25 protein-coding genes are annotated in these 25,831 nt (G+C 62.7%); 17 read left to right on the forward strand and 8 right to left on the reverse strand.

The window, feature by feature from the left end:
* Positions 1–9: 9 nt before the first annotated feature.
* The 4 genes from fliM to AB8A23_RS14625 all read left to right on the forward strand — a co-directional run bounded on the left by fliM (position 10) and on the right by AB8A23_RS14625 (position 6,189).
* A complete protein-coding gene (gene fliM / locus AB8A23_RS14610; RefSeq protein WP_410001823.1) occupies positions 10–1,209 on the forward strand; it encodes a flagellar motor switch protein FliM in 1,200 nt (399 codons plus the stop codon).
* Positions 1,206–1,643, forward strand: a complete 438-nt coding sequence (locus AB8A23_RS14615) for a DUF6468 domain-containing protein (RefSeq protein WP_089265176.1) — start codon at positions 1,206–1,208, stop codon at positions 1,641–1,643. The genes fliM and AB8A23_RS14615 overlap by 4 nt, the downstream gene beginning before the upstream one ends.
* Positions 1,640–2,410, forward strand: coding sequence for a MotE family protein (locus AB8A23_RS14620; protein ID WP_089265175.1), 771 nt, complete (start codon positions 1,640–1,642; stop codon positions 2,408–2,410). Before AB8A23_RS14615 ends, AB8A23_RS14620 begins: the two co-directional genes overlap by 4 nt.
* Positions 2,411–2,508: 98 nt before the next feature.
* Positions 2,509–6,189, forward strand: a complete 3,681-nt coding sequence (locus AB8A23_RS14625; RefSeq protein WP_439059340.1) for a tetratricopeptide repeat protein — start codon at positions 2,509–2,511, stop codon at positions 6,187–6,189.
* A gap of 12 nt (positions 6,190–6,201) precedes the next feature.
* Here the strand turns inward: AB8A23_RS14625 and fliP are convergent, their stop codons facing one another.
* On the reverse strand, positions 6,202–6,954 hold the full coding sequence (gene fliP / locus AB8A23_RS14630; protein WP_092146430.1) for a flagellar type III secretion system pore protein FliP: 753 nt from the start codon (positions 6,952–6,954) through the stop codon (positions 6,202–6,204).
* The gene (locus tag AB8A23_RS14635) at positions 6,951–8,036 is read right to left on the reverse strand and encodes a flagellar biosynthetic protein FliO (protein ID WP_439059337.1); all 1,086 of its coding nucleotides are present in this window, start codon (positions 8,034–8,036) and stop codon (positions 6,951–6,953) included. The genes fliP and AB8A23_RS14635 overlap by 4 nt, the downstream gene beginning before the upstream one ends.
* A 376-nt stretch (positions 8,037–8,412) precedes the next feature.
* On the opposite strand from AB8A23_RS14635, the gene flgB reads away from it, so the two are divergent.
* The 10 genes from flgB to AB8A23_RS14685 all read left to right on the forward strand — a co-directional run bounded on the left by flgB (position 8,413) and on the right by AB8A23_RS14685 (position 17,555).
* Positions 8,413–8,826 (forward strand): flagellar basal body rod protein FlgB, encoded by a 414-nt coding sequence (gene flgB, locus AB8A23_RS14640; RefSeq protein WP_439059335.1) that lies wholly within the window; start codon positions 8,413–8,415, stop codon positions 8,824–8,826.
* Positions 8,827–8,855: 29 nt separating this feature from the next.
* Positions 8,856–9,281, forward strand: coding sequence for a flagellar basal body rod protein FlgC (gene flgC / locus AB8A23_RS14645; protein WP_089265171.1), 426 nt, complete (start codon positions 8,856–8,858; stop codon positions 9,279–9,281).
* Between the two features lie 16 nt (positions 9,282–9,297).
* On the forward strand, positions 9,298–9,624 hold the full coding sequence (gene fliE / locus AB8A23_RS14650) for a flagellar hook-basal body complex protein FliE (RefSeq protein ID WP_068735666.1): 327 nt from the start codon (positions 9,298–9,300) through the stop codon (positions 9,622–9,624).
* A 42-nt stretch (positions 9,625–9,666) separates the two neighbouring features.
* The gene (fliQ, locus tag AB8A23_RS14655) at positions 9,667–9,930 is read left to right on the forward strand and encodes a flagellar biosynthesis protein FliQ (RefSeq protein ID WP_068735669.1); all 264 of its coding nucleotides are present in this window, start codon (positions 9,667–9,669) and stop codon (positions 9,928–9,930) included.
* Positions 9,931–9,943: 13 nt separating this feature from the next.
* Complete coding sequence (gene fliR / locus AB8A23_RS14660; protein WP_439059332.1) at positions 9,944–10,714, forward strand: flagellar biosynthetic protein FliR; 771 nt, start codon at positions 9,944–9,946, stop codon at positions 10,712–10,714.
* A gap of 10 nt (positions 10,715–10,724) precedes the next feature.
* Positions 10,725–11,798, forward strand: a complete 1,074-nt coding sequence (flhB, locus tag AB8A23_RS14665) for a flagellar biosynthesis protein FlhB (RefSeq protein ID WP_089265170.1) — start codon at positions 10,725–10,727, stop codon at positions 11,796–11,798.
* Between the two features lie 160 nt (positions 11,799–11,958).
* Positions 11,959–14,532 (forward strand): cell cycle histidine kinase CckA, encoded by a 2,574-nt coding sequence (cckA, locus tag AB8A23_RS14670; protein ID WP_093756614.1) that lies wholly within the window; start codon positions 11,959–11,961, stop codon positions 14,530–14,532.
* 215 nt (positions 14,533–14,747) lie between these two features.
* A complete protein-coding gene (locus AB8A23_RS14675; protein WP_439060525.1) occupies positions 14,748–15,785 on the forward strand; it encodes a Tim44 domain-containing protein in 1,038 nt (345 codons plus the stop codon).
* A 211-nt stretch (positions 15,786–15,996) separates the two neighbouring features.
* Positions 15,997–16,665: a lectin gene (locus tag AB8A23_RS14680; RefSeq protein WP_089265691.1), complete on the forward strand. Its 669-nt coding sequence runs from the start codon at positions 15,997–15,999 to the stop codon at positions 16,663–16,665.
* A 182-nt stretch (positions 16,666–16,847) separates the two neighbouring features.
* Positions 16,848–17,555 carry a glutathione S-transferase gene (locus AB8A23_RS14685; protein WP_439059329.1) on the forward strand — a complete coding sequence of 236 codons (708 nt, stop codon included), beginning with the start codon at positions 16,848–16,850 and terminating at the stop codon, positions 17,553–17,555.
* Positions 17,556–17,579: 24 nt separating this feature from the next.
* Here the strand turns inward: AB8A23_RS14685 and AB8A23_RS14690 are convergent, their stop codons facing one another.
* The 3 genes from AB8A23_RS14690 to AB8A23_RS14700 form a co-directional block, all read right to left on the reverse strand.
* The gene (locus tag AB8A23_RS14690) at positions 17,580–18,254 is read right to left on the reverse strand and encodes a methyltransferase family protein (protein WP_439059327.1); all 675 of its coding nucleotides are present in this window, start codon (positions 18,252–18,254) and stop codon (positions 17,580–17,582) included.
* A 101-nt stretch (positions 18,255–18,355) separates the two neighbouring features.
* Positions 18,356–18,526: a hypothetical protein gene (locus AB8A23_RS14695; RefSeq protein ID WP_165826873.1), complete on the reverse strand. Its 171-nt coding sequence runs from the start codon at positions 18,524–18,526 to the stop codon at positions 18,356–18,358.
* A 156-nt stretch (positions 18,527–18,682) separates the two neighbouring features.
* Complete coding sequence (locus AB8A23_RS14700; protein WP_231079917.1) at positions 18,683–19,156, reverse strand: hypothetical protein; 474 nt, start codon at positions 19,154–19,156, stop codon at positions 18,683–18,685.
* A 200-nt stretch (positions 19,157–19,356) separates the two neighbouring features.
* Between AB8A23_RS14700 and AB8A23_RS14705 the strand changes: the two genes are divergently transcribed.
* Positions 19,357–21,009: a fumarate hydratase gene (locus AB8A23_RS14705; RefSeq protein ID WP_439059325.1), complete on the forward strand. Its 1,653-nt coding sequence runs from the start codon at positions 19,357–19,359 to the stop codon at positions 21,007–21,009.
* Positions 21,010–21,124: 115 nt separating this feature from the next.
* A complete protein-coding gene (locus tag AB8A23_RS14710) occupies positions 21,125–21,799 on the forward strand; it encodes a DUF429 domain-containing protein (protein WP_439059323.1) in 675 nt (224 codons plus the stop codon).
* Positions 21,800–22,170: 371 nt separating this feature from the next.
* Here the strand turns inward: AB8A23_RS14710 and AB8A23_RS14715 are convergent, their stop codons facing one another.
* The gene (locus AB8A23_RS14715) at positions 22,171–23,073 is read right to left on the reverse strand and encodes a hypothetical protein (RefSeq protein WP_439059321.1); all 903 of its coding nucleotides are present in this window, start codon (positions 23,071–23,073) and stop codon (positions 22,171–22,173) included.
* Between the two features lie 90 nt (positions 23,074–23,163).
* The gene (locus AB8A23_RS14720) at positions 23,164–24,153 is read right to left on the reverse strand and encodes an SH3 domain-containing protein (protein WP_439059319.1); all 990 of its coding nucleotides are present in this window, start codon (positions 24,151–24,153) and stop codon (positions 23,164–23,166) included.
* 399 nt (positions 24,154–24,552) lie between these two features.
* Between AB8A23_RS14720 and AB8A23_RS14725 the strand changes: the two genes are divergently transcribed.
* Complete coding sequence (locus AB8A23_RS14725) at positions 24,553–25,254, forward strand: Ig-like domain-containing protein (protein ID WP_439059317.1); 702 nt, start codon at positions 24,553–24,555, stop codon at positions 25,252–25,254.
* On the opposite strand, the gene AB8A23_RS14730 is transcribed toward AB8A23_RS14725, so the two are convergent.
* Positions 25,251–25,823, reverse strand: a complete 573-nt coding sequence (locus tag AB8A23_RS14730) for an inner membrane-spanning protein YciB (protein WP_439059315.1) — start codon at positions 25,821–25,823, stop codon at positions 25,251–25,253. The two genes, AB8A23_RS14725 and AB8A23_RS14730, sit on opposite strands and share 4 nt — an antisense overlap.
* Between the last annotated feature and the right edge of the window lie 8 nt (positions 25,824–25,831).

Below are 25,831 nucleotides of genomic sequence, written 5' to 3' on the forward strand. Positions count from 1 at the left end.
TTTAGGCTGATGTCTACCGAACAGGTCGATCAGGACGCAATTGCCGCCGAATGGGAAGCTTCTCTGGATTCAGAGGATCCCGTTGAGGCGGCGAAAGCGGCTGCCGAAAACGAACTCACCGGCACCATGGCGGAGCAATGGGCCGCCATGGTCGAGGATGGCGGTCGCGATATCGGCGGCGGCAAGAACGGCGGCGAGCGCGTTCTCTCGCAGGAAGAAATCGACAACCTCCTCGGCTTCAGCGTCAACGAGGTTCATCTCGACGAGAATTCCGGCATTCGCGCCATCATCGATTCCTCGATGGTGTCGTATGAGCGTCTGCCGATGCTCGAAATCGTGTTCGACCGTCTGGTGCGGTTGATGACCACGAGCCTGCGCAATTTCACCTCCGACAACGTCGAAGTCTCGCTCGATCGCATCACTTCGGTGCGTTTCGGCGACTATATGAATTCGATTCCGCTGCCAGCCGTGCTGTGCGTGTTCAAGGCAGAGGAGTGGGAGAATTTTGGCCTCGCTACCGTCGATTCCAGCCTGATCTATTCGATGATCGACGTGCTGCTCGGCGGCCGTCGTGGTCAGGCCTCGCTGCGCATCGAGGGCCGTCCCTATACCACCATCGAAACCAATCTGGTGAAGCGCCTGATCGAAGTCGTGCTGGCCGACGCAGAACAGGCGTTCCGGCCACTGTCGCCCGTGGCTTTCACCATCGACCGGCTTGAGACCAATCCGCGCTTTGCCGCCATCAGCCGTCCAGCCAATGCCGCAATCCTGGTGCGCCTGCATATCGACATGGAAGATCGCGGCGGCAATATCGAATTGCTGCTGCCCTATGCGACGATCGAGCCGATCCGCGCCGTGCTCATGCAGATGTTCATGGGCGAAAAATTCGGCCGTGATCCGATCTGGGAAAGCCATCTCGCCACTGAAATTGCTCAGGCCGAGATCGCCGTCGACGCCGTGCTGTATGAGGCGGAGATCCCGTTGAAGCAGCTGATGCTTCTCAAAGTGGGCGATACGCTGCCGCTGGAAATGCGTGCGGATGCCCTTGTTGCCGTGCGTTGCGGAGCCGTGACCTTGACTGAAGGTCGCATGGGCCGTGTCGGCGACCGCGTTGCCATTAGAGTCACGAAACAATTACGCAAGCCTAACACAACCTTCGCCATGTTTGAGAAGGCTGATGAGCAAACTAAATTGATGGAGGCACAATGAGTCATTCATTAGGAATTGTGATCGAGAGCCTGGTTGCGGTGCTTCTGATCCTGACCATCGCCTATTGCATGTTGCTCAATAAGCGCCTGAAGCGCCTCAAGGCGGACGAGCAATCGTTGAAGGCCACGATCGGCGAGCTCATCACCGTGACCGAGATCGCCGAGCGTGCGATCGGCGGACTCAAGCTTACCGTGCGCGACGTCAATGAGAATCTGGGCAGCCAGATTTCGGCGGCAACGGCGCTGGCCGATCAACTGAAAGCCCAGCTCGCCGAGAGCGACGCCGTCGTGCGCCGGCTATCGAAGATCGCGGTGGCGGCACGACCGCTCACCGAAACCGACCCTGATGCGCCGCGGGTATCCGCAGCGCGGGCCAATGCCGCGGCAGCGCAGGCGTTTGCCGAACGGAGGAGGCCTGACGGCATCGCTGCATGAAAGCTTTTCGGGACGTTCGTATTCTTCCTGTCGTCTTGGTGGCGGTTTTCGGGCTGGCGATTCTCAAGATCGCCGGCCTGGTGATCGATGGCGGCTACGTGTTCAATTATGATCCGCAGCCTCAGCCTACGAAAGGATCGTGGGCGCAGGAGATGTTCAACTTCCCGGGCGGCAAGCCAGTGGACGGCGATATTACCGGCTCGGTCTCAGCCAAGAAGGAAGAGCCGAAGCCCGCGGTAGCAGCGCCTGCAGCGATCGAACCGACCAGCAATCCGCCTGTCGAACTGTCTCCTCAAATCTCGCCTGCTGAACGCGCGATCCTCGAACGACTGCAAGCCCGCCGTCAGGAACTGGAAGCGCGTGCACGCGAGATCGACATTCGCGAGAGCCTGCTGAAGGCCGCCGAGAAGCGCATCGAAACCCGCGTCGATGAATTGAAGGGTGTCGAAGCCGGTATCAAGACGGCGAACGACCAGAAGAGCGAAGTCGATGCCGCCCGCTTCAAGGGCATCGTCACCATGTATGAAAGCATGAAGCCGAAGGACGCCGCGAAGATCTTCGACCGGCTGGAAATGCCGGTGCTGTTCGAGATCGCCTCGCAGATTGCACCTCGGAAGATGTCCGACATTCTCGGTCTGATGCAGCCGGAGGCCGCTGAACGCCTCACCGTTGAACTGGCGCGCCGCGCCTCGGGCGGCGAACGATCTGCCGCGGCGGTCGAACTGCCCAAGATCGAAGGCAGGCCGATCCAGCAGGGCCGGAATTAAAGAAATTAATTAACAAATCCTTAGAGCGCGGAATCTAGATTCGACACAGGGCGGGCGACTAGTCCTCCTTCGAGCATCGGGCTGAGAGACACTTCTGAATGGTACGGACGGCTGCCGTTGCATGTTGGACGCAAGCTCGCGCATGGACGCGGGCCGTTCGACGTTGTGCGGTCTTCGCGGGCATTGTCTGTCTTGCGCTGTCGTTCCCGGATGCCGCATCTGCGCAAGCGGTGAGGGGCACCGCCAGCATGGGTACGTCGGGCGGCTATGGCCGCATCGTGCTGAAGCTTGCCGAGGACGTGGAGTCCGAGGTGACGCAGGCCGGCACCATTCTCGTCATTCGCTTCAAGCGGCCGGTCGATATTCCTGTCGAGATTCTCGGCGACGCCGCCCCCGACTATATCGGCTCCGCACGCCGCGATCCCGATGGCACGGCGATCCGCCTCGCTTTGTCACGCAGGGTGACCATCAATTCGATGACGGCGGGCGAGCGCATCTTCATCGATCTGTTGCCCGACACCTGGAAGGGTATGCCGCCCGGTCTGCCGCAGGATGTGGTCAAGGAATTGTCGGAGCGTGCGCGCGCGGCAGAGCGCGCCTTGCGCCAGCAACGCGCTGCCGCGGAAAGCCAGAAGAAGCCGCCGATCCGCGTACGCGCATCCGTGCAGCCGACCTTCGTGCGCTTCGTGTTCGAGACTGGCGGCGTCGGTGTGTCGTCGGTGCTGAACGAGAAGACGCTGACGCTGACCTTCAATGCCGGTCTGGTGTTCGATCTCGCCGATGCCAAACTGTCTGCACCCGCCAATGTCGCATCGATCGGTCAGGCGATGGACGGCAACCGGACCGCCGTCGAGATCGGCTTGATCGGCGACGTCGATGTGAAGTCGTTCCGCGAGGACAAGAGCTACGTCGTCGACATCGGCTTCCAGCAGAATGAAAAGCCGTCGCCGCTGGCCAAGCTGCCGGTGGCCGCTCCTGCGGACGAGAAACCGCCGGTCGCGGTGAAGCCTCCTGAGGTCGAAAAGCCCGCCAGCGTCCCGGCACAGCGCTCCGGCGAGATCGTGCCGCCGACCTCCGAAATGATCGCGAAAGAGATCGTTCCGGAGAAGAAGGTCGAGGTTGTGACGGCTGCACCGGCAGCGCCCGTCGCGGCAGCGAAGCCGGAAGAGCCAAAGCCCGAGACGGCCAAGGTCGCTGAATCACCCAAGCCTGCGCCGGCAGCCGAGCCTGTTGTCGTCGTTCCTGCGAAAGAAACACCGCCGCCTGCGCCTGTCGTTGCGGCGGCCCCTGCTGCTGCACCCGTTGCTGCTGCGCCGACCGAACCGGCGGGCATGCCGGTTGAGGTCAAGCGCAGCAGCGACGGCGTGCGCATAGCCTTTGCCTTTCCATCGCAAACGCCGGTCGCTTTGTTTCGTCGCGGCGATATCCTGTGGCTGGTGGCAGATTCGACGCGGCCCATCGACACCGCGCCGATCCGCCGCGATAGCGGATCGATCATTGCCGATGTGAGGACGATCCCGCTGGAGAAGGGGCAGGCGATCCGCATCCGCCTTAATCGCCCACAACTGGCTTCGCTCACGACCGACGATCCTCCCGGCGCGGGACAGGCCTGGTCGCTGATGCTGGCCGATACACGTCAGACACCGTCGCAGCCGTTGTCCGCCGTGCGCAATATTGCCGATCCCTCGCGCGCCAGCGTGCAGGTGCCATTGGCCAAGCCCGGTCTCAAGCATCGCCTGGTTGATCCGGATGCCGGCGATACGCTCAATATCATCACTGCGCTGCCACCATCGCGCGGCTTCATCCGTCGCCAGGACTTCGTTGAATTCTCGTTGCTGGAATCGATTCACGGCGTGGTGGTTCAGGTGAACTCCGACGACGTGTCCGTTGAAGCCAGTATCGACAAGGTGATGCTCACCAAGCCCGGCGGCCTGACGCTGTCGGCAGCCGATGCAGCGCCGCAACGTGCGTCGACGGTCGCCCGGCCGATCTTCGATGTCGGCCAGTGGCGCAAGGATCAGGAAGGCCCGTTCAACGCGCGCTTCGACGAGTTGATCGACGCGATGTCGTCGGCCGAAGCCAGCTCGCTGCCGCAGGCGCGGATGGATCTGGCCAGATTCTACATGGCGCGCGGCATGTACCACGAGGCCAAGGGCGTCGCCGATCTCGCGATCGCGGTCACCAAGGTCGGCGAGGAAAGCCCTGTCGCGCTGATCGTTCATGCGGTGGCCAGCGCGATGATGGGGCGTCCCGAACAAACCCTGAAGGATATCGCCAATCCGGTGCTCGGGCCGGGTTACGATGGTGAATTGTGGAAGGCGCTCGCCTACGCCAAGCAGGAAAAATGGGTCGAGGCGCGCGAGCGTTTCAAGAATGCCGAGTTCACGCTCGCCGCGCTGCCGGCCGATCTGCAGCGTGCGGCCCTGATGCTCGCGCTGCGGGCCTCGCTCGAGGTCAAGGACTATGCCGGCGCGTCGTCGCGCGGCAGTGAGCTCGAAACGGTCGGCATCTCGCCGGAGATCAAGCCCGCGGCCATGCTGCTCAGCGGCTGGCTCGACGAGGCACTCGGTCGTGAGAAGGACGCGCTGTCGAAGTATCAGGATGTCACCGGTTCGGTGGATCGTCAGTCTGCAGCGGAAGCCAAGCTGCGCGAAATCAATTTGCGCCAGAAGCGCAACGAGATCAGCAGCGAGGACGCGCTGCATGATCTCGAAGTGCTGGCAGTGACCTGGCGCGGCGACGGCACGGAAGTGCAGGTGCTGCAGATCCTGTCGCGCATGTATGCCGAACTCGGCCGCTACAATGACTCGCTGCTGGCCGCCCGCACGGCCACCGAGCGCCAGGCCAACAGCGAAGCTGCGCGCCAGGTGCAGGACGAAGCTCAGGCGCTATTCTCGCAGATCTATCTGTCGCCAAAGGGTGACAGTCTGCCGCCGGTCGATGCGCTGGCGATGTTCTACGAGTTTCGCGAGCTGACCCCGATCGGCCGCCGGGGCGACGAAATGATCCGCCGTCTCGCAGATCGTCTCGTAGCTGTCGATCTGCTCGATCAGGCTGCCGAGCTTCTACAGTATCAGGTCGATCACCGTCTCGAAGGCGCTGCACGCTCGCAAGTCGCTGCGCGTCTGGCGATGGTTTATCTGATGAGCCGCAAGCCCGACCGGGCCATCGCCGCGCTGCGCACTACGCGTATCGCCGATCTCAATGGCGAACTGCGTCAACAGCGGTTGCTGCTTGAGGCGCGGGCGCAGAGCGACATTGGCCGCCGTGAGCTGGCTCTCGACATCATCTCTCATGTCAGCGGGCGCGAAGCGATCCGGCTCCGCTCGGATATCTACTGGTCGTCGCGGCGCTGGCGCGAAGCCTCCGAACAGATCGAACTCTATTACGGCGACCGCTGGCGGGATTTCTCGCCGCTGACGCCAAGCGAAAAGAGCGACATCATCCGTGCTGTCGTGGGTTATGCGCTGGCGGAAGATGCCCTCGGTCTCGCGCGCTTCCGCGAAAAGTATGCGCCGCTGATGAATGTCGGTGCCGACAAGATCGCCTTCGACACCGCGAGCAAGCCGACCTCGACTAACTCTTCGGAATTCGCCGCCATTGCCAAGATGGCCGCATCCGTCGATACGCTCGACGGCTTCCTGCGCGAGATGAAGACGCGCTTCCCCGAAAGTAGCGCCAAGGCGATCCTGCCGGGTGCCAGTGCGGATCCGATGCCGACCGGCTCGCTGAAGCCGCAGCCGGTGGTCAATGTCCGCAAGATCGAGATGACGCGGTAGGGGCGAGCTTCGCTACTGCCCGTAACTCTGTACCAGGCTGCCGGCCACCAGCGACCAGCCATCCACCAGCACGAAGAAGATCAGCTTGAACGGCAGTGACACCACCGCCGGTGGCAGCATCATCATGCCCATCGCCATCAAGACCGAGGCGACCACGAGATCGATGATCAGGAATGGCAGGAACAGCAGGAAGCCGATCTCGAAAGCGCGCTTCAGTTCGGAGATCATGAAGGCCGGCACAAGGATGCGGAGCGACAGGTCGTCAGGCGTCGCTGGAATTGGCTCGCCCGACAAGTCCATGAACAGCTTGAGATCCTTCTCGCGCACGTTCTTCTGCATGAAGCCGCGCAGCGGAATGGATGCACGCACCAGGGCTTGTTCGACGGTGATGTCGTTGGAGATCAGCGGCTTGATGCCGTCGTCATAGGAACGTTGTAGCACCGGTCCCATCACGAAAGCCGTAAGGAACATCGCCAGCGCGATGATCACCGAGTTTGGCGGAGCCGTCGCTGTACCCAATGCGGTGCGCAGCAGCGACAGCACGACCACGATGCGTGTGAATGACGTCATCATGATCAGGATCGACGGTGCGATCGACAGCACCGTCAACAACGCAATCATCTGCACCGCACGTTCGGTGACGCCGCCGCCACCGCCGCCGAGATTGATGCTGATGTCCTGCGCCATCGCGGGACCTGCGAAGGTCCCGGCGGCGATCAGAACTGAAAGGAAAAATACTCTACGCGGGAGGTTCGCCGAACTCACGAACTGGACTTCGGCCGTCCCAGCAGGGAGGCCATCTCGTCTTCGAGATTTTCAAAACCCGATTTGACCGGCGGAACGACTGGCGGCGCCTCCGCACGGGCAGGGCTGGCGATCGAGACTTCCGGCGACCGCGAAGCCGGGCGGATCGATGGTGCCTCAGGCGCCACCGACGGAGCGCCGACCCGGGGCTCAGGCGCATCCTGGCGGGTTTCGCCGGCAGGACGGCGCAAGGCTGCTTCGAGGCGCTGCGCCATATCGGCAAGGTTCTGATCGGCAGACGACACGGCGACTGCCGGAGCAGGAGGCGTAGGGGCTTGCGTCGGTACGGGCGGCGCAACGACCGGGGCGGGAGCCGGGGCAGCAACAACCGGAGCAGGCGGGGTCGGCGCTGCTGCGACGGGACGGTCCGGCGTGCGGGGGGGCGGCATGGTGCGGATCGGCGGATCGGCACGCATCGGGCGCGGTATCATCGGCTCGCTACGTGGCATCTCGGCACGTGGCATTTCACTTCGCGGAATCGGCCGCTGCGGGAAAAGGTCGTTGCGTGGCGCCGGTTCGGGGCGCGGCGCAGGTTCCGGCGCGAGGCTGGCGACCGGATCGGGCCGACGCTCCGGCAAGGGCGCGGCCGGGCGGCGCGGTTCTTCGATAAAGGAGGGGCGCGCGGGACGCGGCGCCGGCTCCGGCACATGCGGTTCGGAATCGAAGCCGGACTCGTTGCTCTCTGCCCAGCTCGGGGCTTCGGGCAGCGACGGGCCACGGCTTGCCACATCGGCGGCGAGGCCGCCGCGCTGCGGGGCCTGCTCGCGGCCGGGCATGGCGCGGACGATATTGGGCTCGACGACGATGTCCGACGGGCCACCGATCATCAGCAAATGTTCGACATTGTCGCGGCGGACCAGCACCAGGCGGCGGCGGCCGTCCACGGCGGCGGCGTCGATCACCGCGAGCCGCGGCAAGCGCCCGCGGCTGGTGTTGTTGCCCAGCCGGTTGCCAGCGAATCGGCGCACCAGCCAGGCGGTAAGCCCGATCAGCGCCAGCACGACAACGAAGGCCAAGATAAATTGCACCGATGATTGCATCATAAAGTCCCCAGCCAGACGGGGTGGCTGCAACGTCCACGTCCAGAGCCGGAGGTGTCATACCCCCGCACGCCCCGCACGCAGCGTGAATCACGCCCCATCTGTTAACGCCCCACGGCAGAACCTGCCGTTGGTTAATAATAAACTATGAATCGCTGCAGCCAAAACGACTTCTGCCGCCCCGTCGTATGGCCGATGGGGATGGTTAATCGGCCAATTCAGGCGAAAAAGCGTTGGCAGTTGCGAAAAACGTCAATTTTGCAGCATTCATTTACGGTTCGGTAACAAGTACCGCCGGAAATTAACTTCGTATTAACCATGCAGGCGGCAAATTCTGCCTAGCTCAGGACACTCCGTCCGAGCGGGGCGGAGAAGGCCGATGGCGATCAGCGACATGCCGATGTTGTCGGCGCTGCGCACCAAGATGCAGTGGCATCAGGAGCGCCAGCGTGTGCTGGCCGAAAATATCTCCAATTCGGACACTCCGAACTTCCGCCCCCGCGATCTCGTGGAACCGAAATTCGACAAGGCCGGGAACACGTCCGTCACCGCGGGCGGCATGGGCTCGCTGCCAATGATGCGGGCGTCCGGGACCAATATCCTGCCGACCGGAGGCGCAGCCTCGTTTAACCAGAACAGCCGGGTCGGCTACGAGACCCGGCCCGCCGGCAATGCCGTCAATCTGGAAGACGAGATGCTCAAGGTCTCGGCCAACCAGATGGACTATGCCGCCGCGACCTCGCTCTACACCCGCAGCCTCGGTCTGTTGAAGACCGCTATCGGCAAGCGCTGACGCCGCCGCGCGCATAAACGGAGCTCATCATGGCAGACGATATTAGCGACTTCTCGCGGTCCATGGGCATCGCGACCTCCGGTCTGCGCGCCCAGGCGGGCCGCATGCGGGTGATTTCGGAAAACATCGCCAATGCGCAGTCCACAGCGCAGACTTCGGGCGGTGACCCCTATCGCCGCAAGGTGCCGACCTTCAAATCGGAGCTGGACCGCTCGCTGGATGCCCGCATCGTCGGCCTCGGCCGCATCAGGCCCGACCAGTCTGCGTTTCCCACGCGCTACGAGCCCGGCAATCCCGCGGCGGATGCCGCCGGTAACGTCAAATACCCCAACGTGAATTCGCTGGTGGAAATGACGGACATGAAGGAAGCGCAGCGCTCCTACGAAGCCAATCTCAACATCATCAGCGCCACGCGCCGGATGATCCAACGTACGCTCGACATCCTCAAGGCCTGAACAGGACAGCTGAACCATGGCAACTCCCTCTGTCGCCGCCAATGCTTACTCGGCTCTCTCGCGCATCATGGACGCCGGTGGTGGCGTCGGTGGTGGTCTCAACAAGGCGGCGGACGCCGGTGGTGGTCAGTCGTTCGGCGCGGTCCTCAAGGACGCGCTGGGCAGCGTGCTCGATTCCGGCCGCAAGTCGGATGCGCAGACCATCGCAATGGCCAACGGCAAGGCCAATGTGATGGACGTGGTCACGGCAGTTGCGGAAACCGACGTCGCCGTGTCGACGCTGGTCTCGGTGCGCGATCGCGTCATCCAGTCCTACGAAGACATCATGAAGATGCCGATCTGATCCTCCTCATCACGAACACCGCGTAACACAAGGATTACTGCAATGACCGGCCCCGAAACTCTCGACGTTGCCCGCGATGCGATCTGGACGATTGTGATCGTGTCCGGTCCGCTGATGGTCGTGGGCCTCCTGGTCGGCGTCGTCGTGTCGCTGGTGCAGGCGCTGACCCAGATCCAGGAACAGTCGCTGGTCTTCGTGCCGAAGATTCTCGCGGTCTTTGCCACCATGATGCTGACGCTCCCGTTCATGGGGGACGCATTGTCGAGCTACATGTTGCGGATATCGTCGCGAATCATCGGGGGGTGATGCACAATCCCGTATGCGCATCGATGTCTCGCTTCTGCCCGCTCTCGCCGCTGCCTTCATGCTGGCTTTCGCCCGCATCGGTACGATGGTGATGTTGATGCCGGGCTTTGGCGAAACCAACATTCCCGCACGGGCCAAGCTATCGATCGCATTGGGACTGACCCTCCTCATGCTGCCGGCGCATCGCGGCGCCTATAACGTCGATATGGGATCGATCGTGCCGATGCTGGTTCTGCTGGCGCATGAGATCATCATCGGCGTCGTGCTCGGCGCCACCGCGCGCGTCACGCTGTCGGCGCTGCAGGTCGCCGGATCGATCATTGCGCAGCAACTCGGTCTCGGCTTCGTCACCTCGGTGGATCCGACCCAGGGTCAGCAGGGCGTGCTGATCGGCAATTTTCTCACGATGCTCGGCATCACGATGCTGTTCGCCACCGATACGCATCACCTTGTGATCGCCGCCATTAACGACAGCTACAAGATTTTCGCGCCCGGCGAGATCATGTCGACGGGCGATGTGGCAAAGCTCGCGACCAATGCCTTCGCGGCGGCGTTCAAGATCGGGACGCAGCTTGCTGCGCCTTTCCTGGTGTTCGGCCTCGTCTTCAACATGGGGCTTGGCGTGCTGGCACGGCTGATGCCGCAGATGCAGGTCTATTTCGTCGGTGTACCGCTTTCGATCATGATCGGATTCCTGATCTTCGCCGTCGTGCTCGCGACCATGATGGGGACCTACCTCGAATACGTCACCGGCGTCATGCAACAAATGATGCCGCGGATATAGGGGCGCGCGGATGGCCGACGACGATTCCGAGAAGACACATGACCCCACGCAAAAAAAGCTCGACGATGCTCACGAACGCGGTGACGTAGCCAAAAGCCAGGAGGTCAATACCTGGTTCCTGCTGGCGGGTGCGACGCTGGTCTTGTCGACCTTCAACGGCTCGGTCGGCGGCGGGCTGCAGACGCCGCTTAAAAATCTTCTGCAAAATTCCTGGATGATACGGACGGACGGGCCCGGACTATTGCTGCTGGCCAAGAGTCTCTGCATGTCCATCTTGTCCACCATGGGCATGCCGATCCTGTTTCTCGTGATCGCCGCGCTTGCCGGCAATCTGATCCAGCACCGGCTGGTGTTCTCCACCGAAGGGCTGGTGCCCAAGTTCAGCAAGCTGTCGCCGATGGAAGGCGCCAAGCGCGTCTTCGGCAAGCAGGCGCTGGCCAATTTCCTGAAGGGCCTGTTCAAGCTCGTCCTGCTCGGCGCCGTGATGTGCGCGGTGCTGTGGCCCGAGCGTTTTCGTCTGGATGCGCTGATCCATATCGATCCGTCGGCGATCCTCGGCATCACTACATCGCTGACGCTGCAGCTGATGGGTTCGGTGGTGGCGATGCTCGCCTTCGTCGCCATTGCCGACTTCTTCTTCCAGTACCGCACCTGGTACGAGAAGCTGAAGATGTCGCTGCAGGAAGTGAAGGAAGAATACAAGCAGTCCGAGGGCGACCCCCACATCAAGGGCAAGATCAAGCAGCTGCGTCAGCAGAACATGAAGAAGCGCATGATGGCAGCGGTGCCGAAGGCGTCGGTAATCATCACCAACCCGACGCACTACGCCGTGGCGCTGTCCTATGAGCGCGGCATGACCGCGCCGATCTGCGTTGCCAAAGGCGTCGACAACATCGCGCTGAAGATCAGGGAGGTTGCCGGCAAGCACGACATTCCGATCGTCGAAAACGTGCCGCTGGCGCGCGCGCTTTACGCCACCGTCGAGATCGACGAGGAAATTCCGGGCGAACACTACCATGCGGTGGCCGAAGTCATTGGCTACGTCATGGGCCTGAAGCGTGGCCTGTCCGGGCGCCCGTCATGATTCGGCAAAGCGCCTGGCAAGGGGCCGGGAACGTGTTGCGAATCGGCGGATTGGAAGCGAATAGGCCGACGCGGCGCTTGCGTAAGGCCAGCCGATTGATGCACTCAGGAGGCGCGCAAACCCGCGCTGCCGCAACTGCCAACAGGCGACGAACCGTCCGATGACTGCCGAGACCGACCACGATCGCCAATCGATGACGGCGCAGAATCCGGTTCTGCACGAGCCGGCCCGGCGCAGCGGCAGCATCGTGCTGGTGCTACTGATTGCCGCGGCGATCATCGCCTGCGCCGTGGCATTCATGACTCTCGGCCGCGCCCAGGCGCAGCCTTATATTCTGGGCCTGTTGGCGCTGCTGGCGATGGTCGGCCTGTTCGTTTTGTTCGCCTTTGCCGCCGGTATTGTCCGCTTTGCCGATCGCACCTCCGACGATCCGATCATGCGCACCGTGGCCGATCACGCCTTTGACGGTATCGCGGTCACCGATGCGCGGGGCCATGTGGTCTATGCCAATGCTGCCTATCTCACATTGACCGGCGCGGCCTCCGCACAGGATGCGCGACCGGTCGAGCGCGTCTTCATCGGTAATCCGGATGTCTCCGAAGCCGTCTTCCGCCTACTCAAGGCTGCCCGCGAGGGCAAGCGCCAGCAGGAGGAAGTCCGTGTCGCAGCGCCCGACGGCAGCCACGGCCGCTGGCTGCGCATGCGCGTGCGTCCACTGGGTGAGGGCAAGCGCGAGGCCAAATCCACGGTGTGGTCGGTGGCCGATATTTCCCGCGATCGGCAACGCCAGGAAGACGTATTCCAGGAATTGCAGCACGCCATCGAATATCTGGATCACGCACCTTGCGGCTTCTTCTCAGTCAATCCAAAGGGCGAGCTGGTTTACGTCAACGCCACACTGGCAAACTGGCTCGATCACGATCTTGCCGAGATCGGCTCCGGCGGTCTGAAGCTGACCGACATCGTCTCCGGTGACGGCGCCTCGTTGCTGACATCCATTGTGCCGATGCCCGGCGAGGTCAAAACCGAAGTATTCGACATCGACCTGCGCATGCGCAACGGCAAGACCATGCCGGTGCGGCTCTATCACAAGCTCGCTTTCGGCGCCGACGGCGTGCCGGGTGCGTCGCGCACCCTTGTCATCAGCCGCGCGCGCGACGAGCGCTCCGATCCGCAGCGTGCTGCCGAAGTGCGCTTCATGCGCTTCTTCGACCATACGCCGATGGCTATTGCGACGGTGGATCGCGACGGCACCGTGGTGCGCGGCAATGCCCGCTTCGCCAAGCTGGCGCAGAGCCTCAACACATCGGGCGCCGTCAACAAGTCGATCCTCGCCGCCGTCAGCGACCGCGACCGCAACCAGCTCGTCGCGGCGATCGGTCACGCCGCCCAGGGGCAGGGCGATATCCCGCCGGTGGAAGCGCTGCTGGAAGGCGCCAAGGAACGCTGGGGACAGTTCTTCGTCACCGCCGTCGAAGAGAACGAACGCGAGACCGAGGCGGCCATCGTCTACATGCTGGAGACCACCGAGCGCCGCACGCTCGAGAACCAGGTCAACCAGGCGCAGAAGATGGACACCATCGGCCAGCTGGCCGGCGGCATCGCCCATGACTTCAACAATGTGCTCTCCGCCATCATGATGGCCAACGACTTCCTGCTGAACGCCCACAAGCCGACAGATCCGTCGTTCCAGGACATCATGCAGATCAAGCAGAACGCGACGCGCGCGGCGACGCTGGTGCGCCAGTTGCTCGCATTCTCGCGCCGCCAGACGCTGCGCCCGACGGTGCTCAATCTTGGCGATGCGCTGTCCGATATCGATCTGCTGCTGAAGCGCCTGATCGGCGAGAAGGTCAAACTCGAAGTCGTGCACGGCCGCGATCTGTGGCCGGTGAAGGTCGACATCTCGCAATTCGAGCAGGTGATCGTGAATCTCGCGGTCAATGCGCGCGACGCGATGCCGGACGGCGGCGCGTTGACCGTGCGCACCGTCAATGTCTCGGCCGAGGAAGCCGGGCGTTTGTCCTACAAGGGCATGCCGCCGTCGGATTATGTGCGCATCGATGTCAGCGATACCGGCACCGGTATTCCCGCCGATATCGTCGAGAAGATCTTCGAACCGTTCTTCTCCACCAAGGATGTCGGCAAGGGCACCGGCCTCGGCCTCTCTACGGTCTACGGCATCGTCAAGCAGACCGGCGGTTTCGTTTATGTCGACTCCGAGCCGGGCAAAGGCACCACGTTCCGTATCTTCCTGCCGCGCCATCACCAGGAAAAGGAAGTCGCTCCCGACCCGGCGATCGCGGCCGCCGTCGCCGCCAAGGAAGCCGCTGCCGACGCCAAGCCGCGCGCGGACCTCACCGGGCAGGGCACCATCCTGCTGGTCGAGGACGAAGAGGGCCTGCGCGCGCTGAACGCTCGCGGTCTGCGCTCGCGCGGTTACACGGTGGTCGAAGCCGGCAACGGCGTCGAGGCGATGGAGCTATTCGACGAACAGAACGGTGCCATTGATCTCGTTGTGTCCGACGTGGTGATGCCGGAGATGGACGGACCGACGCTGCTGAAGGAGATGCGCGCCCGCAATGCGGATATTCGCATCATCTTCGTGTCAGGTTACGCCGAGGAAGCCTTCGAAAAGAGCCTGCCGGAAAACCAGCAATTCGCCTTCCTGGCCAAGCCGTTCGCCCTGAGCGCGCTGATTGCCAAGGTCAAGGAGACCATGGCGCCGAATTAAGGGCGCCACCTTCCCAAAACGGCCGTGCTCTCAAACGCGCATTCACCCCGCAATGCACCATAAGTATTTGAAAGCAAGATGACTCTTGCGCCAAAGGTTCAATGACGAGCCGCGACCGAGGGCCGCAGCGTTTACCCTCGAACGGTGCTTCCATTTTAGGCTGGGGTAGCCATGTTAGGGGTGTTTTCCCCCTGCCGGGGATTGAGGGAATGACCATGACTTTCACGTTCAGCATGCGCGGCGTCGTCAAGACGATGGCCGTTGTCCTATCGCTGGCGATGCCGCTCACAATTGCAATCTCCTCTGCCGACGCCCGCGTTGGCGGTGGCAGCAGCTCGGGCTCGCGCGGCAACCGCACGTTCTCGGCCCCGCCGAGCACGTCGACGGCGCCTAACGCGGCTCAGCCGTTCAACCGCACCATGCAACAGCCGGGTTCGCCCGGCATGAACAGCGCGACCACGGGCGCAGCCAGCAAGGGCGGTTTCTTCAACCGTCCGGGCATGGGCATGCTCGGTGGCCTCGCTGCCGGCTTCCTCGGCGCAGGCCTGCTCGGCATGCTGTTCGGCGGCGGTCTGTTCAGCGGCCTCGGCGGTATCTCGTCGATCATCGGCCTGCTGCTGCAGGTCGGCCTGATCATCATCGTCGTCCGCCTCGCAATGTCCTGGTGGCAGCGTCGCAACCAGACGGCGTCGGCCTATGCCGGTCCGGCCAACTCGGCCTATACCGGCCCGGCCAATGGTCCCGACCAGAACCAGGCACACATGAACCAGGCGCAGCAGGGTTATGGCGCACAGCCGACGCAGCGCAGCGGTCTCGGTGGCTTCGGTTTCGGCGGCTCGAACAATGACAAGCCGATCGAGATCGCACCGCAGGATTATGAAGCTTTCGAGAAGCTGCTCAGCGATGTACAGGCTGCCTGGTCGAACGAAGATGTCGAGAAGCTCGGCAAGCTGTCGACGCCGGAAATGGTGTCGTACTTCGCCAAGGACCTCGCCGAGAACAAGGCTCGCAACGACATCAACAAGGTGTCGGATGTGAAGTTGCTGCAGGGCGACCTTGCGGAAGCCTGGCGCGAAGGCGACACCGACTATGCGAGCGTCGCGATGCGCTTCTCGCTGGTCGACAAGACGCTGGAGCGTGGCACCAATCGCTTGGTGGCTGGTAGCGAAACGCCGATCGAAGCGACCGAGATCTGGACCTTCGTGCGCCCGCGCGGCGCCCAGTGGGAACTGTCGGCGATCCAGCAGGCGTAAGCCTTGCGTCATCGAAATCGGACAAGCGCCGCGGATCATTCCGCGGCGCTTTTTATTGGCCTCATGCGTGTGCATTACCAGGCGATGATCTCAATAAGAGAGCGGGAATAATCCGCCGGATGACGTGTTGGTCAGTTGCGTCCCATCGCGACTGGCGTTGCGTGGCTACAAAAACAAATTGGAGGAATCGATGCCCACTCTTCTCTCGACCATGACCCGTCTCGGCCTATGCGCCGGTGCTGTCGCCGTCTCGCTTGCAGCAACGTCGCCATCGTTCGCGCAGGGCGCGGACACCAGCTTCTTCGTCACCAGCAATGGCATCGGCAATGGCGGCAATCTCGGTGGCCTCGCCGGTGCTGACAATCATTGCCAGACGCTGGCGCAGGCTGCAGGCGCGGGCGCCAAGACCTGGCGCGCTTATCTCTCGACGCAGGCCGCCGACGGCAAGCCCGCAATCAATGCCAAGGACCGGATCGGCAACGGCCCATGGAAGAATGCCAAGGGCGTCGTCGTCGCCAAGGATGTCGCTGATCTGCATGGTGCCAGCAACAACCTCTCCAAGCAGACCTCACTCAGCGAAAAGGGCGAGGTGATCAATGGCCGCGGCGATACGCCGAATCGCCATGACGTGCTGACCGGCTCACAAGCCGATGGCACCGCCTTCGCCGCCGGCGAGGATCGCACCTGCAAGAACTGGACGAGCAGCACCCAGGGGGCCGCCATGGTCGGTCATATCGATCGTACGGGGCTAAACGAAGAACCGCCGTCCAAGTCATGGAACACCTCGCATCCGTCGCGCGGCCCCGATGGCGGTTGCTCGCAGAACGACCTGAAGAGCACCGGCGGCGACGGGCTGCTGTACTGCTTCGCGTCGAACTGAGTTCTGTTGCGGCAGACGAGCGGCAATACACTCCGCCATGGCCGGGCCTGTCCCGGCCATGGCGCGTTTTGCGGCGGTAGCTGGACGATGGTGCGGAGTTCTCGCCGGACCAGCGCGGCGAACGAATTCCGCGGTGAACAGTTACCCTGGCACCCCCTGACGCGACATTGGCGAGGTTCTGCATGCGATATGAGCTGTATTATTGGCCGACGATCCAGGGCCGCGGCGAATTCGTGCGCCTGGCGCTCGAAGACGCCGGCGCGGACTACCGCGATATGGCGCGTGGCAAGGGCGGAATGGCCGCAATGACGAGGATGCTCGGCAGCAAGAAAGGCATTCCGCCATTCGCCCCGCCATTTCTCAAGGCAGGCAAGATGGTGATCGGCCAGACAGCGAACATCCTGTTCTATCTCGGCCCACGTCACGGTCTGGCGCCGAAGTCCGAAGCGGCGCGACTGCAACTGCATGAACTCCAGCTCACGATCACCGATTTCATTGCCGAAGTGCACGACACCCATCACCCGATCGGCGTGTCGCTCTATTACGAGGATCAGAAAGGCCCGGCCAAAAAGCGCAGCGCTGAATTCCTGAAAGAGCGCGTGCCGAAATATCTCGGCTATTTCGAGCGGATATTGAAGGCTGGCGAGGGTGCCTATGTCACTGGCCGCAAGGCGACCTATGTGGATCTGTCATTGTTCCAGATCGTCGAAGGACTGCGCTACGCATTTCCGAAACGCATGAAAAAATTCGAGCGGGAGATCCCACGCCTGATCGATTTGCATGACCGCGTGGCGGCTCGCCCGAACATCAAGGCCTATCTCGACAGCGACCGCCGCATTGCCTTCAACAAGGACGGCATCTTCCGGCACTACAAGGCGCTGGACAAATAGCGCCGCGCAGCTCGCGTGGCGAGGTTACCAGAGCCCCGGACACAGACGATAGCGGACTCGCGTCGCATAGTCGGTGTAACCGGGGAGACCGTCCCGCAACGTACGCTCTTCGGCCGTCGTGCGCCATGCGAGCAGCACGGCCAGGATCAGCGTCAGCGCGGTACTCCACCACGAGCCAAGCCAGAGGGATGTGCCGAGAAAAAACAGGATGGCGCCGCTATACATGGGATGACGCACGAGATGATACGGACCGGTATCGATGACGTGCTGGCCGCGGTCGCGTTGAAGCTTGATGACCGGTGCGGCGAAACTGTTTTCGCGCAGGACCCAGAATGAGATTGCCATTCCCGTGATTGCGAGTGCCGTACCCGCGACCTGGACTCCAACGGTCATTTGCGAAAGACCGAAGCGCTGATCCAGCCCCGCAACGATCAGCCAGACCAGTGCCACGGTAAAGAACGCCACCATGAAGACGCGGTCCGCTGTGGGCTGCCCCTGCTGTACGACGGGGCGCATGCGTTCTTCAAACAGCGCGGGATCGATCTGGATCAGCCACAGGCCGCCGCCAAGGCCGAGCAGGATCATGAAGAGCAGAAATGACCACGCCGCCGGCCATTGCAAGGTCCCGGCGGCGGTGAACAAAACGGCGCCGATCACGCCGAACCAGACCAGCGTCCGTATCACGAGACGAACGATCATGCCGAACCCCCAAGCTGCGCATCCGATGCCAGATTCGCGGCGGCGGTGTGGCAGGCAGAGCGTCAGCCCGATCGGTGGCTGATCTGTCCCATGATGCCGGCTCAGGCGAGCTGGTCGATCCGCGTACCCTGGCCGGGCGGCAGTGCTGCGCGCGGCGGGGGCGGCGCGGTACGGCTGTCGTTGTCGTCATTCTTCTTCGGCTCTGGCGGCTTCGCTTCGACTGGTGTCACCTGCGTGACCGGCGGTGCGCTGCTGACGCTTGAAACGCTCATTTCAAATTCCCTGTTTCCAACACTTGCAGTCGAACCATGGCGCATGCGCCAACAAGGACTTGGTAAATCAGGCGCTGCAATTTGCGGCAATCGGTGTGGATCGGAAACGGTGGTAAACGTGCCGTCCAGGACTTCACTACAATTAAAACGAAATACTCACTCGTCCTTGCCGCGGGAGATCGTGATGTTCGCCGATGTTTTGTTGCGGGTGCAGCGCAGGTCGAGCCGGCGATAGCGCAGCTTCACGTCGTCGCCGCGGAAAATCCCCATGCGGCCGAGACATCGCGTGGTGCCCTTCACCGTATCCGGCTTGGGGATCGTGAAGATGACGGCTGCCGCACTGGCGACGAGATCGGTGAAGGCTGGCGCCGGCTTGCGGGTCGCGGATGCCGCGTAGAGCTCGTTGCTGAAATTGCGGCTGGCGCAGCCAAGTCGCAACTGCTTCGCCGCCGGATGCGACAGGTAGATCACATTGGCTGCGGTGCGCCCGACGCTGAGCCCGTCGATCTGGCTCTTGAGCTGCCGCGCGAGATCATCGCAGCGGTCGGCGCGGGCAGGCGAGGCGACAAGGGTCACGGTGGCGAGCAGCGCCACAGCCGAAAAAATGCCGCGCAGGCGGTCGATGGACATTCCAGATTCTCCTCAATCCCCGGTCGCACTGAAACGCGGGACGCCACTTTATGCAAGGCGCGGCGGGCGCAGCCGGTTACTGCTGGAACGGGGGATTATCCCCGCGATTGCGGGCCTGTCCCCCTGTTTTGAACCCTTCAAAACTGTCCGGAAACCGCCTACAAGGGCCTCAAATCCCCTCCCTTTTTGAGGCCCCATCCATGAACGCTCCCACCGCTTTCCCCGACCAGAAGCCCGTCCCGCCCTACAAGCACACTCCGCTGTTTCCGCTGGGCGCAGACACCACTCCCTACAAGAAGGTCACCACCGAGGGCGTGCGGGTCGAGAAGGTGCTGGGCAGGGACATGCTGGTGGTCTCCCGCGACGCGCTGAAGGCGCTCTCGGAGGCCGCGTTCGGCGACATCAACCACTATCTGCGCCCCGGCCATCTGCAGCAGCTTCGCAACATCCTGGACGACAGCGAAGCCAGTCCGAATGACAAGTTCGTGGCCTTCGACTTCCTCAAGAATGCGAACATCGCCGCCGGCGGCGTGCTGCCGATGTGCCAGGACACCGGCACCGCAATCATCATGGGCAAGAAGGGCTGCAACGTCATCACCGATGGCGACGATGAGGCGGCACTCAGCGAAGGCGCCCGCGATGCCTATCTGCGCCGCAACTTGCGCTACTCGCAGGTCGCCCCGCTGACCATGTATGAAGAGAAGAACACCGCCAACAACATGCCGGCACAGTGCGAGATATATGCCGAGGGCGATGACGCCTACAAGTTCATGTTCATGGCCAAGGGCGGCGGCTCCGCCAACAAGAGTTTTCTGTTCCAGGCGACGCCATCCGTTCTGACGAAGGATCGCCTGCTGGCCTTCCTGAAGGAAAAAATCATGACGCTGGGCACCGCCGCGTGCCCGCCCTACCACCTCGCCATCGTCATCGGTGGCACCTCGGCCGAGCTGTGCATGAAGACGGTGAAGCTCGCTTCCGCGCGTTACCTCGATGCGCTGCCCACGCAAGGTTCGCCGGACGGCAATGCGTTCCGCGATCTGGAGATGGAGCAGGAAATCCTCAAGATGACGCAGTCGTCCGGCGTCGGCGCGCAGTTCGGCGGCAAGTATTTCTGTCATGACGTCCGCGTCATCCGCCTGCCGCGTCATGGCGCGTCGCTGCCGATCGGCCTCGGCGTGTCGTGCTCCGCGGATCGTCAGGTGCTCGGCAAGATCACCAAGGACGGCGTCTATCTCGAAGAGCTCGAGCATAACCCCGCACAGTATCTGCCGCAGGTCGAGCAGGCGCTCGGCGGCGAGGTTGTGAAGATAGATCTCAACCAGCCGATGAAGGACATTCTCGCGACGCTGTCGAACTATCCGACCAAGACCCGCCTGTCGCTGACCGGCACCATGATCGTCGCGCGCGACTCGGCGCATGCCAAGCTGCGCGACCGGCTAGAGAAGGGCGAGCCACTGCCGGACTACTTCAAGAACCACCCGGTCTATTACGCCGGTCCCGCCAAGACGCCCGAAGGCTATGCCTCCGGCGCGTTCGGCCCGACCACGGCCGGCCGCATGGATAGCTTCGTCGACCAGTTCCAGGCGGCGGGCGGTTCGATGGTGATGGTTGCCAAGGGCAATCGCGCCGTTGCGGTGCGCGAGGCCTGCAAGAAGCATGGCGGCTTCTATCTCGGCTCGATCGGCGGCTCGGCGGCAAACCTCGCCGAACACTGCATCAAGAAAGTCGAGGTGGTCGAGTATCCCGAACTCGGCATGGAAGCGATCTGGCGCATCGACGTCGTGGATTTCCCGGCCTTCATCATTATCGATGACAAGGGCAACGACTTCTTCAAGGAATTGAACCTCGGTTGATGCTGCGACCTCTTGGCGTCATGGCGAGCGCAGCGAAGCAATCCAGAAAGCTACAAGCGAAGACTGGATTGCTTCGTCGCAAGATGCTCCTCGCAATGACGGCTGAGAGGATGTCGTGACCTTCATTGGCCTCGATGGCTTCGGCAAAGGCTGGGTCGCCGTCACACTCGACGGCGACCGGCGCTCCATCGATTTTATCAGCGATATCTCCTGGCTTGCGACGCAGCGCTTTGCCCGTGCGGCCATCGATATTCCCATCGGCCTCGGCGATGACGGTGTGCGGTGCTGCGATCAGCTGGCGCGCAAGAAGCTCAGCCCCCACGGTTCGCGCGTATTCTCCGGCGGACGTCGCTGGCTGTGGCAGGACTTCACCGATCCCGACCTCGCCAACGCGGAGGCCGAGAGGCGCGGGCAGAAGAAAGTCTCGCGCCAGCTCTGGCATCTCGGACCGAAGATCATGGAGGTCGATGGCTTCGTGCTGGAGCACCGTGATCTCGATATCCGCGAAGCGCATCCTGAACTTGTCTTTCTCCGTCTGAATGGCGATGTGCCGCTGCCGTCCAAACATGCGGAGGAGGGGCTCGCGCTGCGTCGTCATCTGCTGATGGTGAACGGCTTCAGCGATCTCGACGACTGGCTGACCGGCAAGCGCACGCGCACCGGCGCACAGCGGGACGACGTGCTCGATGCGTGCGCGGTGGCGCTGGCGGCGCGCGATTGCGTGGGCTGTGTCCCCGAAGGCGAGCCACCGCGCGACACGCAAGGCCTGCCGATGCAGATCTGGTTCTAGCAACCGGTCGTCACATGGGTTCGAGCGCAGCGATGGCCGGCAACGGCCGCCGTCCCGCTACTCCTTCCTATCGAGCCGGTCCATTTCGCGCTGAATGAACTCGCGGGGCGACATGGGGCGCTCGCTGGACGATGAGGTGCTGTTCCCGGATACCTCAGCCGATGGCTTGGTCATCCGATCAATCTGCGCCCGCAACTTCGCCGCGCGTGCGATGCTCTCTGCGGAGTTTTCATTGGGCATGGTGCATTCCCCTGTTGTCGTCGCGCAGAATACTTGTCTCCCAAATATATGCCGCCTTCGGGCAAATGAAAGGCAGTGCATGTCGGATGGCGATACCGATGCAGTCTCCCCTGCACCGGGCCGATCCGCGCCTAGCCGTCGGCCGCGGCCGGGCCGGCACGCCGTGTTGCCGACCTGCGTTGCCGGGGTTTGGGTGCCGCCACGATTTGATCGATCTGGCTCTTCCACATCCTGGCTTTCGATGCCGTGGACCGCGCACTTGCCTGCTTCACGAGCGCGGAGCCGACCAGTGCGTGCTTGGTCGCGTTTGCCCTGGCGCTTTCGGCCGTGGACAGCCGGTCGATCTGAGACCGCAGACTTCCCGCCTTGGGATCAAGCTTGCCGAGGTCGCGAAAGGCGGGCTTGGAGCCGCCGAACCAGGTCTGCTGCCACCAGTGCGAGGTGACCGGATCGACCCATGACAGATAGCCGCCTTTGAGCACTTGTCGCGGTTCTTTGATGACACCCATGAAGGAATAGCGAACGCCGGAAGCCGCCACCGGATCGAAGTAACGCGGCGTGTAGAAATCCGATACCCTCACGTTGTTGCAGGTGTAGGCGAACTCGGCAGCCTCCGACGGATCGGCGACCTCGACCAGAAAGCTCACGCGGCCCTGGTCTTTCTTGGGCGAATTTCCGGCAATCAACCTGTCACCATAGGGGTCTACAAGCATTTCGAGCGTCTCGTGCGATGCCGTCAGCGACCAGTGATCGATATCGGATGACGCGCTGATCAGCGCAAACGGCTGGCGGTCATTGTCGAGATGGATTCCGGCAGCGTCGTATCCGATGTCATCCCTCACGACCATGGGCCAGTAGCCGAGCGGCACATCCTCAAGCTTCTCGAAGGCATCGATCGTGGCCGAGATATTCCACACGGGAGCCAAGTCGCGGCTGGCCTGCTTCTGGAGCGCGGCGGCCACCCGCATCAGGTCGCTGGCGCTAATGGTCGCGGATTCCGATACGAGTGCCAGTTGCTGGATGACGCTGTCCATGGACGTTCCTCCCTCAAAATGGATTCCTCAATATGTATCTGATATAAATACAACCTAAGGTATTTTTCTCGGGCCCGCCAGTGATTTCGCTCAGCTGCAATTCGTCACCTGGCTTGAACACAGCCGTCGCCACCAGCCGCGGACGCCGTCGTGGCTTTCCACCAGCGCCCAGAAGCCGCTGCAAGCGAGAACGCGCTTGGGGCCGCCGTCGGCGCTGATCTCGCTGCCACCTTCGCCTTTGGCCGGTGTCCATTGCGCGTCCACATGCGGCGCCTGGAACAGTCCGCCCATCCGCGTGTCGCCATTGGCATATTGCGCGCCGACCTTGCTGGCCGCGACCCAGCCACGGCCGCTGTAAGGCTTCGGATGGTTGCGCGGATAGACGCTCTCGTCCTCATATTCCTTGCCGGGCGGCGTTGCGCCTTCGATCAGGAACCAGCCATCCTTGAAGCCGATGATGGAAAATTCCGTCAGCCAGCCTCCGTCAGGCACGTTCTCACCTTTGCTCTTGAATTTGTAGGGCGGCGGCAGAGTGCCGAGCACCTTGGCTTTCGTCGATGGCCCGGCGCGCACATTCAATCCGTTGGGGTCGCGGTCGGTCGACCAGCCATGGATATCGCAGGGAATGGCGCCATCCGGCAGCGTGCCGCGCGCCTTCAGCAATTCGGCGTGGAGTTGGCGATATTCCGCATCGTCATGCGCAGCGCTCAGTACACGCGGGATGTTGCTGTTCAGCGTGACGTCACGCGAGCGCAGCTCGGCTGACAGGGCGGTCAGCTTGCCGTCACTGCGTGCCAGCTTCGCCACCAGCATCTCGCCGGCATCGAATGCGCTTGCCGCTGTCTTCGGATCGTTGGCACCGGCTGGATAGATCGCGACATATCCGACCGGCGCCTGCGGATCGGACATGTCGACATGAAACGCCTGACCGGCCACGCGGTCCGGCGGCACGAAGGCACGGGCGCTCGCAAACCACTCCGGTGTCTCCTGCGATAGCAGCTCCGGCGGCGGCGTCACGGGTTGCGCAAAGGCGGTGCCGGAGGTGATGAGGCCGGCGATCAGGATGGCGATTCGGGTCATGGTTTTGTGTCGCGGCACCAGCGATTTGGTTCGACAAAACGCGACTCAGGCTTGCAGCGACCCCGCTGAATTTCGGTCTGTGCGCGGGACTCGATTCTCCGGTGACTCGCAAGGATGCGGAGGAAAAAGAAAAGCGGTGACGACTCAGGCGGCGCTGTTCCAATAGCGATCAGACTGCAGACGAATTTGAGGCCGCGCCATGTTGGATGCTCTGAAGCTGAATGTGACGGTGGTGACGTTGTTGGCCGCGGCCAGCGCGGTCAACGGGATCATGTTTTATCAGTATCTGTGACGAATTGTTCACATCGGCATGCGGCCTCTCCGCATCCGGTTTTTGTGTTTGAACCTTTTCGCCGGCCACGCGCCTCATCCCAGGGGTGGCAAACCGGAGTGTAACAGGTGAACAATTTTCATCTGGTCGTCGTCACTGCAGTTATGCTCGCAAGTCCGGCCGCGGCCCGCGCCCAATCCATCATTCACTCCGAACTGACCCGGACCACTTTGGTGGCATCTATCGATGCGACCGGTCGCACGACACTGACGGCGTCCGTGACCAGTGAACGCGGTGGGGGCGTCCCGGGCGGCATCGTCCGCTTTGTCGATGAGACGACGCTCATGGTGCTTGGCTGGGTCGATGTGGCCCATCCGTCGCTGGTGGTCCAGCGACTGCCGCCGGGTCCGCATCGCTTCCGTGCGGATTATATGGGGACGTCCAACTATCTGCCTGTCGTGGTGCAGCCGAGCCAATCCGCGGTGGTGGAGGAAACCATACGCGTCACGCCGGCGGTGGCGCTGTCGTCGTCCGAGAATCCTTGTCCGTCTGGAGCGGTGGTCACGTTGACGGCCGCGATTGCCGGCGGTGTTGGCATTCCGAAAGGTGCCGTCACCTTTCGCGATGGCGAGCAGGTTCTTGCGACCCATGTCGGCCTCGATCGCGCCGGCACGGCGTCGTTCACCACCTCGGCGCTGGCGGATGGCACGCGCTGGATCACGGCTGAATATGAGGGCGACACGGTTCATGCGCCCGCGGCATCGCCGCCGCTGACGGTGGATGTCGGAGTAGCCCGTTTGCGAAGCTCGCTGTTGCGTACGAGCGACTAGGCGCCCATCTGCGGCGCCGTCGCTGCAGCTGCGCGAAGCTTGCGGCCGACGATCACCCGGAACACGACATACTGGATCGCGAAGGCCAGCACCTTGGCGCCAATGGCCACGACCGACACATAGAACGCCCACAGTTTCATATCGCCGGTCATGGCCACAGCGACGACACCGGCGCCAAGCGCGAACATCAGCGCAGCCCAGGCATAGCCCGCAACGGTCACATATTCAGGGATCGTCTCGCTGACGATGGGTGGCAGGTAGCGCAGCATCCAGCCCTTGCGCAGCATGATCGCGCCGATGGCGAAATGTCCAATGCTGGGCTTGGCCAGCACGAAGCGCGGATCCTTGGTCAGCAGCGTCGCGCCGCCGAGGACGACAACCAGCGCGAGACTGGCATAGGTCATTACGTCGAGCCTCGAGCCCTTGACGCGGGCATAGACGAACTGTGCGACGGCACCCGCAATCGCCACGCAGGTTGCCAGCAGGACGTCACCGGTGACGAGGTAGAGCACCAGGAAGACGATGGTGGAGAAGAAATCCTGGCCAAGTTTGGCGAATACGTCCTTCATCGCAGTGC

Source organism: Tardiphaga sp. 619_E2_N8_4 (assembly GCF_051810905.1).
GTDB lineage: Bacteria > Pseudomonadota > Alphaproteobacteria > Rhizobiales > Xanthobacteraceae > Tardiphaga > Tardiphaga robiniae.